Raw genomic sequence first — 14,468 nt, forward strand, 5'->3', positions numbered from 1 at the left:
TATATGAATTTCATCATTCGGGGGTTTTAGTGGGGGAAATATGCTCGGGTTTCTGTGCTGTGGGGTTCCGCGGGGTGAAAGGCGTTGCCGGCGGCCCGCACCCAACTCATCTCGGTCACGCCACCCACCCCGCACCCAACCCACCCGCTTCACCCGCCCAACTCATCTCGGCCACGCCACCCACCCCGCCAATCGATAGTTCTAAAACTAGTACCAATGTATTTAGCGGGGTAAAGATGATAGCGTCCTTAAGGTGCAAACTAGCTGGTCTATTCTTAAGCGAGACTTGCGCCGTCTCCGCAATAGCCCAAGAGTGTGGGTAATCATCATCGGCGTGATGATCACCCCTGCCTTGTACTCCTGGTTCAACATCCCGGGCTTCTGGGATCCGTACGAGCACACCGAGAACATCGGTGTGGCAATTGTGAATGAGGACAAGGGCGCGAGTTCCTCGGTTACCGGAAGCCTCAATATCGGTAACCAGGTGGTCAAACAACTAAAACAAAATCATGAACTGGGCTGGCAGTTCCCCGATGCCGAGAAGGCAGACCGAGACCTAAAGCGCGGCAAGGTCTATGCCGAAATCACCATTCCGCCGAATTTCTCGCAGGAAATGGTTGACCTGATTCAAGGGCAGGGGCATCCAGCAAAGCTGAAATACCGCGCTAACCAGAAGATCAACGCGATCTCGCCGCACATCACGGCGCAGGGCGCGTCCGGTATTGATGGTCAGATTTCCGCTTCCTTTAATAAGGAGATTGCGAAGGCGGTCACCGAGGAGGTTAAGGAAGCTGGCGGCCTGCTGCAGGGCCGGTTCGATGCGGCTCGTCTCAATTCCGCTGACGCTTTCCAGGATGTCGCCGATGCGGTTGCCAATAGCCGCGATGAAGTCGGTGCTATCCAGGAGCAGATTGGCAATCTGCAGCCGACGATTGCGCAGATCAAGAAGACTCTCGGCAGCGTGGACACGGCCCTCGATGACGCCCAGGATGCGTTGACGCAGGTGCAGGCGATTACTGGTGAGCTCAACAACGAGGTCCTGAATTTCTCCGCGGATCTCAACGACGCCTACTTGCAGGGCAGCACCGCTCTGGTGGAGGGCACCGGTAACGCCAACGCCGCGATTGGCGCGATGACTGGCAATCTGCAGGGCGCAATTTCCCGTTCGGATTCTGCGACGGCTGCGGCGGAGGACATCGTCAACCAGGCGGATCAGGTCATTGGTGGGCTGAATTCCCTGCTGGAGGCCAACCCGCTCAATGGCCCGGATAAGCAGGCAATCCAGCGCACCATCGATGCGCTCGACGAGAGCAACGCCACCAATAAAGAGCTGGTGGAGGGCCTGAAGAACGTCTCCGGCTCGGCGCAGGGAACTCTTGACTCCCTCAACGCCACCAGCGAGGCATTGGCGCAGGCCACTAAGGACGGCAAGGCCGCCTCGGATCAGATTCGTCAGGCGTCCCAGGACGCACTCCCGCAGTTGAGCAAGGCGCTTAATCAGCTCAACGCGCGCGTGGGTTCGTACGCGGCGGCGCTGGGCGCGCAAAAGGACACCGTCAAGGAAACGTCCGCGCTTCTCGACGCTACGAGTGGGCAGCTTTCCGCTGCGAATCAGGTCCTCGAGAGCTTTAAGGCCGACCTTGATGGTGTACGCGATGGCCTGGAAACTGCGCGTCTCGATGTCCTTACCCTGGGCACCACCGAAGAGCGCGAAGCCATGAACATGGTCAATGACCTTGATCCTGAGGGTATCTCGCAGTTCCTGAGCGATCCGGCTGAGGTTAAGACGGAGGCCGTGTTCCCGGTGGATCACTACGGCTCGGGTATGGCGGCGCTGTTTACCAACCTGTCGTTGTGGATTGGTGCGTTCATTCTGATTGTGATTTTCCGCGTGGAAGTCGACGCGGAAGGTTTCAAGGAAATCACGGTGGGCCAGGCGTACATGGGCCGCACATTGCTGCTGGGCATCATCGCTACTTTCCAGGCGCTGATTGTCTCTATCGGTGACATCGTCATTGGTGTGCAGCATGTCAGCGCGGTTGCGTTCGTCCTCACCTGTGTCGTGGTGGAGTTGTGTTATCTCGCCATTATTTACAGTTTGGTGGCGGCGTTTGGCCACGTGGGACGTGGTATTGCCGTAGTGCTCGCGTTTATTCAGATTCCTGGCGCCGCCGGTCTCTATCCAATTGAGATGACCCCGGACTTCTTCCAGGCGCTGAATCCGTTCTTGCCGTTGACCTACGGCATTGATGCTCTCCGCGAGACCATTGGTGGTTTCTACTCGAATTACTACCTGAAGAACATGCTCACCTTGATGGCCATGGCAGTGGTCGCCTACGTGGTCGGTTACTGGCTGCGCCGCAGCCTGTCCTCGGTCAATGTCTTGGTTAACCACCAGCTTGAAGAGGGCGGACTGGTCAACAACGAAGAAGTCCACCTGGTCGGTAGCGGATACAAGCTCAGTGACCTCGTCTTTGCGCTGCGTAACCGCGAGGAGTACCAATCGCGAGTCGACGAGCGGATGGAGAATCTGCGTGGCAGCTACACGCTGTTCATGCGCATGGCCATTGGCATCGCCGTGGCCGCCCTGGTGGTGCTGGGTATTTTGGCCCGTAACTACCCGGATCAGAAGGCCCTGTTCTTCGGTCTGGCTTGCCTGTTTGTGCTGCTCTGCCTCGCCTACATCGCGGTGCGCGAGTACGTCAAGCAGTCTGTGATTCACGCCCAGGAGCTCAGCGAGATGTCGGAGGAGGAGCTGCGCGCCTACATGGAGCACCAAACTTCCCATCCGCATGCGTACTCGCTGGAAAATGCTGGTGATTCGTTTGAGCCACAGGCGAAGGTGTCGTCGGCAAGCGTGAAGACTTCCCCAGAAGGTGAAGCCTAATGAGAAACGTTCTTGAAATTGTGCGGAATGACTTTCGGGTGATCCGCCAGAACACGATGACCGGCATCATGGTTTTCGGTCTGGTGCTGATTCCGCTGCTGTTCACCTGCTTTAATGTGCTGGCCAGCTGGGAGCCGTTTGAGAACACCGAAAAGCTGAAGATTGCGGTCGCCAGTAATGACCGTGGTCATCGCACGGATATCGGTGCGATTGACGTCAACTTGGGCAATGAGGTGCTGTCGAAGCTGAGCCGTAACCACGAAATTGACTGGCAGATTACGGATTCTGAGGACGCCATCGACGGCACTAAGTCCGGTGACTACTACGCGGCAATCGTGCTTCCGGAGAACTTCAGTACTGAACTGATGACCTTCTACGTCCGGGGCACCAAGGCGCCTAAGCTGACGCTCTATACGAATGAGAAGAAGAACGCGCTTTCGTCAATCATTACGAGTAAGGGCGCGAGTGGCGTTATTCAGGAGATTGACAAGAACTTCACGCAGGTCGTCGCCAGTGTTGGGCTGGGCGTGATCACCTCGCTGGATGAGTATCTAAACACCTCCGACTCCAAGCAGGCACTGACGCGCGTGCAAAACCGCGTTGATGACACCGCCGCGCGGCTGCGCTCCGGTGCGCAGACTGCTCGTTCGCTGTCCACGCTGGTGGAGACCACCGTGCCGCTGGTGGAGACCGCGGATTCCATTTTGGAAAACGCTGGTGCGCGGATGGACATTCTGCGCAATGGTTCGGGTGACGGCAACGTCGCAGGCGATCTGGAAGCCGCGGTCGGCAATGTTCGCGACTCGGTTAGCACGGCGCTCGACGCAACGCAGTCGAGCTACGAAGGCGTGCGCGACCGCGTCAACGAGCTTGTCGACGGCACCCAGGCCACCAGCGGCGCGACCGCAGATACCTTTGACGCGATGGCGGCCAAATTCGGCCAGCAGGCCGATGGCCTGACTGCGATGCGCGACCGCCTGGAGGACACCGTTGGGGCAGTGGTTCCGGGTGTCGCTAAGCCGGGCTATGACCGCGCGATTTCCGATCTGAACACCTCGATTGCTCGCACCCGTGGGCTGCAGGAGAGTTTCTCCGCCGTGGCAGCGGATTTGCGTGGTGGCCGGGATACGGGATCGTCGATAAGCCAGGCGAAGGACGCTTTCACGGCTGCGATTGCGGCTGTGGAAAATGCCAAGAACTCCTACGAGCAGAACCTGCGCCCGCAGATCGACGCACTGTCGGAGCCGGTGTCGCGTCTGAGCAACGACATCGAGGTCATTGGCGAGGACATTCGCGGCATCCGCGGTACGATTTCCGGCTCGCCGGTGGATACGCTGCGTAAGACCAGCGCTGCCACAATGGGCCTGAGCAACCGTTTTGATGATCTGGCCGCTCGCTTCGACGAGATTCACAACGCGCTGGAAGAGGCGAAGGACACCGGGGACCTCTCGCGAATTGCTGAGGCCGTCGGTGATGACCCAAGTGCCCTGGCAGCGCAGTTGGCCGCGCCGGTGCAGGTCGAGGAAGACCCCGTCTTCCCAGTCCAGAGCTTCGGTGCGGGTATGGCGCCGTTCTATGCGACCCTCGCGCTGTGGATCGGTGCGTTGCTGTCGTCGGTGCTGATCCGCACCACGGTCCGTAGCCGCGACGGTCAGAAGGTCGGCGATGATGAGGCCGAGAATGTGGTCAGCGATGCAGTCGATGATGCGCAGGGCGATGCAGCCAGCGATGAAATCGACGAGCCGACCAGTGACGCACAAATCAACGCTGCGCAGGCCGAGGACTACACCCGCGTCGAGAAATACTTCGGCCGGTTCGCCACCTTCGCCACCGTTGGCCTAGTTCAGGCCACGCTGATGGTGTTGGGACTCCAGGTGTACGTGGGCATCGATCCCGCACACCGATTCCTGATGCTGCTGGCCGGCTGGATCATCTCGCTGGTGTTCATGATGATCGTCTTCTCGTTCGTCTTCACCTTCGACAATGCCGGCAAGGCCATCTGCGTGCTGTTGCTGGTGATGCAGGTCTCGGCTGCAGGTGGCGCGTATCCGCTGCCTCTGGTGCCGCAGTGGGTCCAGAACATTAGCCCGTGGCTGCCGGGTACCTACGCGATTGACATGTTCCGCAGCTCCATCGCCGGTATCTACGAGGCCGACTACTGGAAGCTGATGTTCATGTTGGCGCTGTTCATCATCCCGTCGCTGATTCTGGCGCTGGGCCTTCAGCGCATCTTTGAAAAGGGAATCAACGAGATCAAGAACGCAATCGAGGAGACGAAGGTGATGGCGACTTCGTAAGGGGGCCTAATCCTCCGCCTCGTCATTCTCTGTCTCGTCGCTCTCGCGCTCGGCCGCCGGCTCGCCCTTGCCGTCGCGCGAGAGCTTCCGCAGCCACCAAATCAGCAGCGCAATGATCACCGCCGCTGCTGCCAGGATGGCCCACATCCACCACTGCCACTGCGAACCGCTGCCGTCGAACACGGACTCCTCGTCAGGATCCATCGGCACCTGATGCCCCGTCACCAGCAGGCGGTGCGTGTTAATGCCGTAAGGCGTGCACGTAATCAGGGTGATCAGGTCTTCTCCGGGGACGCGTCGTAAAGCATCGGTTTCATCCGGCTTTACGACGGCTACGTCGTGGACCTCATACTTCAACTTGTGACCCGCGACTGCGATGTAGAACGCGTCGCCCTTCTTGACCTTGTCGAGGTTGTCCCACAGCGTCGCATTCTGCAGACCCGTATGCGCGGACAGCGACGCGTGACGACCTTCGCCCTCGCCCACGCCGCCGACCGGGAAGTCGGTGCCGTAGAGGTGACCGACACCGCGCGAGAGCGACTTTTCCGACGTGCCATGGAAAATGGGCAGGTCAGAGTTGATGGACGGGATGACGATGCGGCCGAGCGCGTCGGTCTCGCCAAGCACGTCGAGGTAGTGGCGGTAGCGCTGGTACTCCGGGGAAGACTCGTCATCAGAGGTGGTCCAGGCATCGCCCGGATTGACCTCGCCGAGGCTGGCGTTGTACTCATGGGCCTCGTTCCAGGCGGTGTCCAAGACCTCAGGAGGAGCGGATTTCTCCAGCTTGGAGTACTCATCTGCGGCGCGGGCCTGCAGGAAGTTGTTCCACTGCGTTGCGACAACCGGGTACAGCAGCACGCCCAAACCGCCAATGATCAACAGCAGGGCGATGATGGTGTTCGAGTTGAGCTTCTTGCCCTTTTGGGGCTTTGCTTTGGTGTTGGTTGCGGCGGTTTTGGTTGCGGCGCTGGTGCTGTTTGCGCGTTCGGACTTCCGCTTAGATGTCGGTTTGGGTGCCCGCTTGGAAGTTGCCCGCTTGGAATGGGAATGACGCCCCATCGAGTCCTACCTTTGGTGACCTTGTGCATAGCGGCCACGGGTCTTTCTCACCAGGGACAGTTCCCGGGCAGGGATAGCCAGGCCGACAAATCGCTAACGACTTAATAAGTGCAAATACCAATTTAGGTCATGCGGCCCGGGAGAGTTGAACTCTACTTACCGCGCGGCGGCATCGGTGGAGTCTGTGGTGGTGTTTGCGGTGCTTGTGGTGTCGGTGTTTGGGGTGTCTGCGGTGCTTGGGGCGCTTGCGGCGCTTGTGGAGGTGGCCTCTGCCGGCCGAGCCGCCAGGGCAATAGTGGCAGAAATCATGGTCACCAGTGCGATAAACAGCGCCACCCACTGCACACCAACTGCTTGGAAGCGCTCACCAAGAACGATGTATCCCAAGCTGAAGGCAACGATCGGCTCCACGACGGTCATAGCTGGTAGCGAAGCCTGCAACGGTCCCGCGTTAAAAGCCGCCTGCTGCAGGCCGACGCCAATAACCGCCAGTGCCACCAGCAGCCAGAGTTCCCAGGAGAGCAGGAGTTGGACGAGCCCGTCATTGACATAAGTATCGACCACCGACTTAGACAGCAACGCGACGAAGCCGTACAGCCAGCCGGTTGCCGTGCCGAGCAGTAGGGCCTTCGGGTTCTGGCGCAGCACTCCGCGCTGTTTGGTGTCTGAGCCGCCGCCGGTGCCGGTGCCGGTGTTGGGCCACTGAACTGCAGCGGCGTAAAGCCCGCAGGTGACCACGCCACCGACGGCGAGAGCCCATCCCCACAGGTAGGTGGGGATATCGGTGGAGCCGGCAGTCGGCTTGCCGAGCAACACCAGCGTCGCCACCGCAAAAGTAAGCGCCACGGACCAGATCATCTCTGACCGCGAAATCCGCCGACCGTTGACCTTCGCTGCCAGCGGGAGCGTGAGCATCAGCTTCATGACCAACAACGGCTGCACCAGGAGCAACGTGCCAAATGCCAACGCCGCGACTTGAAATACATACCCGGCAATCGCCAGACCCGAGCCCAGCCACCAGCGCGGCAGCTTCAGGGTCTTCGCCACTCCGCGAAGTGTGCTGGTGCCCTCTTCCAACGTTCCGGAGAGGTTGTGGCGGATGACGGTTCCCCACGCGATGCTGAGTGCGGACAGCAGTGCCAGTATCGCAGCGAGAAGGTCATTGTTCACGTAGGGAATGCTAGGCATGCAACACTTGTCATGTCCACTTCGCAGGGGTTGAGCGGGGCAGTGCTTGGTGCCCGCAGCGCCTCGGGAATTAGCTGGTTCGGCCGAGATGCTGACTGAACCCGGAGTTCGGGAGTGGAGCTGGCTGAACCCGGAGTTCCTGGCACAGTACCGAGAGTTACTGACTAGGTTTATGTCAGTTTTGACAAGTTTCAGGGCATATTTTTGTCATAAACTTAGTCAGTTTCACATTTGCAGCCCGCAGCAGCGTCCGATCCACACCCAACCGACACCCCAAACACCCCAAACACCCCAGCCGTCACACCCTCGCCGCGCAGCAGCGTCCGATTCGCACCCGACCGACACCCAACCCACGCCCAATCACCCCGCAAGCCCCCACGCAACCCGATCCAAACCCTCCATGCAACCCCCGCAAGCTACGTTTTGGTAACCCACTATGTAATTACGAATGCGACTCAAGTAAATTGAGTCAATAATAGTTACGTGCATATAGTTGCCTAGTTTTTGGAGGTTGCCGACCATGGCACTGGTTGTGCAGAAGTACGGTGGTTCATCCCTGGAGAGCGCCGAACGCATTCGTCGTGTTGCAGAACGAATTGTGGAAACCAAAAAGCAGGGCAATGACGTCGTGGTTGTCTGCTCGGCAATGGGCGACACCACCGATGAGCTTCTGGACCTCGCTGAACAGGTCAACCCGGTCCCGCCGGGACGCGAGATGGACATGCTCCTGACCGCCGGTGAGCGTATTTCCAATGCGCTGGTCGCTATGGCAATCGCAAGCCTCGGCGCCTCGGCCCGTTCTTTTACCGGTTCGCAGGCCGGCGTAATTACCACGGAGCGCCACGGTAACGCCCGCATTGTCGAGGTCACTCCGGGCCGTGTCCGTGAGGCTCTCGACGAGGGCCACATCTGCCTGGTTGCCGGTTTCCAGGGTGTGAACCGCGAGACCAAGGACGTCACTACGCTGGGCCGTGGTGGTTCGGATACCACTGCGGTCGCTCTCGCGGCAGCTCTGGAGGCAGACGTCTGCGAGATTTACTCCGACGTGGATGGCGTGTACACGGCGGATCCGCGCATTGTGCCGGATGCACAGCGCTTGGACACCATTTCCTTCGAGGAGATGCTGGAGATGGCCGCGGTTGGCGCGAAGATTTTGCAGCTGCGAAGTGTCGAATACGCCCGCGCGTTTAATGTCCCGTTGCGTGTGCGTTCGTCGTATAGCAATGAACTTGGCACCCTTGTTGATGGATCGATGGAGGATATCCCTATGGAAGAAGCAGTGTTGACCGGTGTGGCGCATGACCGCTCCGAGGCGAAGGTGACCGTGCTGGGCATTCCGGATGATCCGGGCCAGGCGGCGAAGATGTTCCGTGCGGTGGCGGATGCGGAGATCAACATCGATATGGTGCTGCAGAACGTCTCCACCGTCGCGGATAACCGCACTGACATTACTTTCACGTGCCCGCGCGAGGATGCTCCGAAGGCGATGGCGTTGCTGAAGAAGCTGCAGGCTGACAACGACTGGAAGGACGTGCTTTACGACGATCACGTGGGCAAGGTCTCCTTAGTCGGTGCTGGCATGAAGTCCCACCCGGGTGTGACTGCGACGTTCTGTGAGGCGCTCGCTGATGAGGGTGTGAATATCGACCTGATTTCCACTTCTGAGATTCGTATCTCGGTACTGGTTAATGACCAGGATGTCGATAAGTCTGTGAAGGCCCTGCACGACGCTTTCAATCTCGGTGGCGACACTGAGGCTGTTGTTTACGCTGGTACGGGACGCTAAGGAGTTCTCAATGACCACGATTGCTGTTGTTGGTGCCACTGGCCAGGTTGGCCGCGTGATGCGCACTCTGTTAGCGGAGCGTAATTTCCCGGCCGATAAGGTTCGTTTCTTCGCTTCTGCCCGTAGCGCGGGCAAGGAGCTGGAGTTCCGCGGCGAGAAGATTGTTGTCGAGGATGTCGCGGCTACTTCTGACGAGGATCTGAAGGGCATTGATGTCGCGGTGTTCTCCGCTGGCGGCACGCTGTCGAAGGAGCAGGCTCCGCGTTTTGCGGCTGCTGGCGCTGTTGTTGTTGATAACTCGTCGGCGTGGCGTAAGGATCCGGAGGTCCCGTTGGTGGTCTCTGAGGTCAATCCGGATGCTTTGCAGGACATCCCGAAGGGCATCGTCGCCAACCCGAACTGCACCACGATGGCCGCGATGCCGGTGCTCAAGCCGCTTCACGACGAGGCCGGATTGCAGCGTCTGCGTGTGTCCTCCTATCAGGCCGTCTCGGGGTCGGGCCTTGCTGGCGTGAATACTCTGGCTGGCCAGGTGCGCGAGAACATCGACAACCTGGAGCAGCTGACCACTGATGGTTCGGCTCTGGTTGCGGAGGACTTTGGTCCGTACGTCGCACCGATTGCTTTCAACGCGCTGCCGGTGGCCGGCAACTTTGTTGATGATGGTTCGCTGGAGACCGATGAGGAGCAGAAGCTCCGCAATGAGTCCCGCAAGATTCTGTCTATCCCTGAGCTGGCTGTTGCTGGTACTTGTGTGCGCGTTCCGGTGTTCACTGGCCACACGCTGGTGATTCACGCTGAGTTTGAGAATGCTCTGTCTGTAGAGAAGGCAACCGAACTGCTGGAGTCCGCGCCGGGCGTGAAGGTCGTCGACGTTCCGAATCCGCTTGCCGCCGCTGGCGTGGATGAGTCCCTGGTGGGTCGTATCCGTGTCGATCAGTCGGTTCCGGAGGGGCGTGGCCTGGTGCTGGTTGTCTCTGGCGACAATCTGCGTAAGGGCGCTGCTCTGAATACCATCCAGATTGCGGAGTTGTTGGTCGCTGACCAGTAGTTGAGCGCAGTACTTGAGAGCGCAAAAAGTTAAGCCTCGGCACTTAGCGAACTTCGTGCTCTCAATGACAACTACTCCCCACTAGTCGGTAACTGATTTCTCAGTCCAACTAATGGGGAGCAGTTCATTAGGTGCCGAGGCGTTTCTGCTGGAAAAGGCGAGCCTGGTTTGGGGTGACCAAACGGCTAGCAATGTGACCCGTGACATGCGACGTTTGGGCATAAGTGCAGGTTAAATTTTGCCGTTATTCTGTTTCCAATTTCCTGGCTGAAGTGGGTCGAATTTCTATATTGTGACCGTTTTTCATCACCGGTACGGTTTTCGTGTGAGCACGGCAGTGGCCGCAAAGGAGAAGGCGAGAAGCCCTTTACCTTCAGCTCTGGGCATCGCGCCACACCATTTATCTACACTTCATTTTTCTAAAGGATCATCATGGATAACCTGTGCAATATCTGCGAACTGATTTCCTCCTTGCCAGCACCGGCTCCGCTGCCGGTACCTGAGTTCAACGTGAACTTCCCGGAGGGCCCACTGGTTCAGGTCGACTCTCTGTTCCCGAACTTCCACTCTCTGACTGAGGGCGGCAACCTGGGTCTGCAGAACGTTGGCGGCGATCAGGACAACGCTCTGCAGAATGTTGGCGGCAACCAGGGCCTCCAGAACGCTGGTGGCGACCAGCTGAACGGTGGCGACCAGATTGGCGGCGACAAGCTGGACAAGGGCGACAAGGTCGGCGGCGACCAGGTTAACGACAAGGGCCAGATTGGTGAGCGTCAGTCCGGTTTCCAGACCGGTGGCCAGGATCAGAGCCTGCAGAACGTCGGTGGCGACCAGGGTCTGCAGAACGGTGGTCAGGAGCAGGGTCTCCAGACCGGCGGTAAGAACGAGAACGGTCTCCAGACCGGCGGCCAGGAGCAGGGCATGCAGACCGGCGGTAAGAACCAGGGTGGCCTCCAGACTGGCGGCCAGGAGCAGGGTGCCCAGACCGGTGGCAACAACCAGGGTGGCCTGCTGGCCGAGGACGGTGCGGGTGACAACCTGCCAGTCGACCTGGACCTCACCGGTGCAAAGGCTATCTAAGGCCGTCTAAGCCGATTTAGGCACTGCACTGCGCAGCTGTTAGCTTGCGCGGCGATTAGCGCGTAACAGCGCACGAGCGCCTTCTCACTCTTTGTGGAGTGGGGAGGCGCTTTTTGCGTTTATAGCTGGCGACGTGGGGTCGATCCGAGTAACTGACTGCGTTTATGACAAAAATGGCCCGAAAAATGGCTTGAAAGTGTCATAAACTCGCACAGTTTCACATTTGCAGCCCTCTATTCAGGCGCGATTTGCATAACGTGATCTGCTGGAATGCCTTGAATCAGACCCACTTTTATCTATTAACTGCGGATGGAGAGGGCTGGGGGTGGAGAGGCAAAAATTTATGCAGCCGCAATTAACGCACAATTATGTGGCTTATTAAATGCGCCTAGGGGGGGTGTTTTTGCAAATAGCTCAGAGGTGTCATTATTGTGTTCGGAAAATTATTGGGGTGCATTTTCATTAGGTGGGGGTGGGGTGTCGGCTGTGCCTTATCTCACAATTATAAGAATCGTGACATGGGAGACATTTCAACCCGAATTAATGGGTGGAGATTTATTGAAAAATCTTCATATCTGCAGGTAATGGGGGTTTATCTGGGCTGAATGGCTAGGCGTCGTAGAGGAAGGTGGAATGTTGGTATTTGTCTGGTATCCATATGGCTACCCCAGAAAAAATATGCAAACAACAATTATTGGCATTGAAATAAAAGGAAATAGGGGTGCCAATTAAATGGCCTAACAAACATAAAATGTATTTGTTATATTCGGGGACGGCCAACGCTATAAATGAGAATTAGAAGGCGATGTCAACTGGGCTACCTGTGATGGGGGCTGGAGACGCTTATGCGTGGTCATTGATTGTTCATTGAAGGCTGGAAAGGTAGCGAAAGGTGTATAACGCACTGAAATCGAAGGAAGGGGGAGGGCTCATGTTCGGTCGTTTTACAAACGAGAAGCGCTGGTTGGCGCTTTTTAGCTTCATGGCTGTGCTCGCTCTTTTCTTCGCTAAATCTCCAATAATTGCGCATGCGCAGGATGCAGAAGACACTGGCGAAACCCTGACGATTCAGAAGATTCTGAGTGTTCCTGGAACCGTTAAGGGTGTTGAAGCCAATGGAAATGTCCGTGATTTTGGGCCACTCATTGCGGCATTTGACGAGGCTGCAACTCCATTTGGTAGCCACAAAATGGGTTACTGCATTGAGGCCAGCGTCGGCGGTGATCTGTATGACACCGGTCGTGTGCAGAACTTCAGTCAGTTCTCGCGCAGTACAGATACCAATAACAAGCTGCGGAACGACTTTGACCGATACCGGAAGCTCAACTGGATTGCGCACCACGGTTCTCCAGCTGTTGGTTTGGATGAACTGGGGAAGGCAGCTGGAGTTAAAGGACGTCTGAATGTGCTGGACGCCAATAACGCAACTCAGTTCGCTCTGTGGCACTTCTCCGATGACATTGACTTCTCCCAGGGCATTCACAACCCATCGACGAAGGCTGTCTACGACTACCTCACTGGTCCGGCTAACGTCGGTCAGGGCACTGTCGACGGTACGAACCGCACTGGCTACATTTTCAACAATGGTAAGAAACAAGACATCATTGTGATTGACAATGTCACTCCGTCTTCCGGTGAAGTTCCGGCAGAGCCGACGAAGCCATCTGAGCCGGAGAAGCCAACCGAGCCGGAAAAGCCGACTACTCCGACCACGCCTGCGGAGACCACGACCCCGTCCGAGTCGACCAAGCCGTCCGAGCCGGAGAAGCCGACCACGCGTAAGCCGTCGATCTCCACTCAGGCTCGCCTGAACGGCAACAAGATTGTTGCGGGCGCTGTGGTTAAGGACATCGTGAAGTTCACCGACCTGGTTCCGGGTAAGAACTACCGCCTGGACGCCACCCTGGTGGACAAGACCAATGCTGATCGCATCTTGGGGACCGGCAGCGTGGAATTCACTCCGGAGACCTCTTCGGGTGAGCAGGCTGTCATGATTACCGTCTCCGATGATGTAGATGAGCCGGTTACCGCTGCTGTTGCATTTGAAAAGCTGACCTCGACAGAGGTCACCGCCGATGGCCAGGACAACACCGATGGTCAGCGGGTAGAAATCGCTACCCACGAGGACATCAACGACGCAGCTCAGACCGTTCACGGCGAAAAGCCGGAGCAGCCGTCGACCTCCGAAGAGACCCCGACGAGCGAAGAGACAACCGAGGAGACGACCGAAGAGACAACGGAGCCGTCGTCCAGCGAGACCGCTACTTCTGAGACCAGTGAGTCGGAGACTCCGACGACGTCGGAAAGCGAAGAGCAGCCGAGCTCTTCGACGACTACTCCTAACACCTCCGAGTCCACGAAGCCGGCCGCTCCGACGGAACCGACCGAGCCGACTGACAGCACTGAGTCGCAGACCACGGAGCCGAGCGAGCCGACTGAGACTACCGAACCGTCTAAGCCGAGCGAGCCCGCTGATACGCCGCTGGAGCCGGAGCTGCGTACGGTAGCTGAGCTTCAGGGCAATCGCATTGAGGCTAATGCCAAGGTTGTCGACACCGTGCATTTCGAGGGTCTGGTCCCTGGTAAGAACTACACCCTCTCCGGTGAACTGGTTAACAAGGCTGATGGCTCTGTGATTGGTCATGGCGAGGCGACGTTCAAGCCGACGTCGGCAAGCGGTACTGTGACTGTCACTCTTGAGGTGTCTGACTCTGTTAAGACTCCGGTTGCTGAGGCCGTCGTATTCGAGCACCTGACCTCTGATGAGGTTGACTCGACTGGCAAGGAAAGCGCTGGTCAGGTCAATGAGATTGCCGACCACGCAGATATCAACGACGCTAGCCAGACCGTGACCGGCGAGGTTCCGGAGAAGCCGGAAGACACTCCGACTGAGGAAAGCGAAACTCCGTCCGAGGAGACGACCGCACCGGAGACCAGCTCGACTGAGCCGACCACGTCCACGGTTCCGGCAACGCCGAGCGACGATGAGCCGCCCGAGCAGCCGGAGACGACACAGCCGGAAGAGCCGTCTGAGACGACAACTCCGTCTACGTCCGAGTCCGAAAAGCCGAGCAAGCCGAGCAAGCCCGCTCAGCCGGAAAAGCCGTCCAAGCCGACCAA

The 14,468-nt window shown here is 58.1% G+C and carries 8 protein-coding genes; 6 read left to right on the plus strand and 2 right to left on the minus strand.

Annotated features, from left to right (window positions below; genetic code table 11):
• The first annotated feature begins 253 nt into the window (after positions 1-253).
• Together HMPREF2787_RS10180 and HMPREF2787_RS10185 are read left to right on the plus strand one after the other, a co-directional pair.
• Positions 254-2,887, plus strand: a complete 2,634-nt coding sequence (locus HMPREF2787_RS10180; protein ID WP_070859179.1) for a YhgE/Pip domain-containing protein — start codon at positions 254-256, stop codon at positions 2,885-2,887.
• Positions 2,887-5,184: a YhgE/Pip domain-containing protein gene (locus HMPREF2787_RS10185; protein WP_070859180.1), complete on the plus strand. Its 2,298-nt coding sequence runs from the start codon at positions 2,887-2,889 to the stop codon at positions 5,182-5,184. The genes HMPREF2787_RS10180 and HMPREF2787_RS10185 overlap by 1 nt, the downstream gene beginning before the upstream one ends.
• Before the next feature lie 6 nt (positions 5,185-5,190).
• Here the strand turns inward: HMPREF2787_RS10185 and HMPREF2787_RS10190 are convergent, their stop codons facing one another.
• Both HMPREF2787_RS10190 and HMPREF2787_RS10195 read right to left on the minus strand, forming a co-directional pair.
• A complete protein-coding gene (locus tag HMPREF2787_RS10190; RefSeq protein ID WP_070859181.1) occupies positions 5,191-6,243 on the minus strand; it encodes a class C sortase in 1,053 nt (350 codons plus the stop codon).
• Between the two features lie 156 nt (positions 6,244-6,399).
• The gene (locus HMPREF2787_RS10195) at positions 6,400-7,413 is read right to left on the minus strand and encodes a DMT family transporter (protein WP_246824303.1); all 1,014 of its coding nucleotides are present in this window, start codon (positions 7,411-7,413) and stop codon (positions 6,400-6,402) included.
• 538 nt (positions 7,414-7,951) lie between these two features.
• On the opposite strand from HMPREF2787_RS10195, the gene HMPREF2787_RS10200 reads away from it, so the two are divergent.
• From HMPREF2787_RS10200 to HMPREF2787_RS11380, 4 genes are all read left to right on the plus strand, one after another.
• Entirely contained in the window at positions 7,952-9,217 is a 1,266-nt protein-coding gene (locus tag HMPREF2787_RS10200; RefSeq protein ID WP_048733180.1) for an aspartate kinase, read from the plus strand.
• 10 nt (positions 9,218-9,227) lie between these two features.
• Complete coding sequence (locus HMPREF2787_RS10205; protein WP_070859183.1) at positions 9,228-10,268, plus strand: aspartate-semialdehyde dehydrogenase; 1,041 nt, start codon at positions 9,228-9,230, stop codon at positions 10,266-10,268.
• 432 nt (positions 10,269-10,700) lie between these two features.
• Complete coding sequence (locus tag HMPREF2787_RS10210) at positions 10,701-11,348, plus strand: hypothetical protein (RefSeq protein WP_048731453.1); 648 nt, start codon at positions 10,701-10,703, stop codon at positions 11,346-11,348.
• A 931-nt stretch (positions 11,349-12,279) separates the two neighbouring features.
• The coding region (locus HMPREF2787_RS11380) for a VaFE repeat-containing surface-anchored protein (RefSeq protein WP_168168061.1) at positions 12,280-14,468 on the plus strand (2,189 nt) is incomplete at its 3' end.

The sequence above is a fragment of the Corynebacterium sp. HMSC061H03 genome, from assembly GCF_001838215.1.
Taxonomy (GTDB): domain Bacteria; phylum Actinomycetota; class Actinomycetes; order Mycobacteriales; family Mycobacteriaceae; genus Corynebacterium; species Corynebacterium jeikeium_D.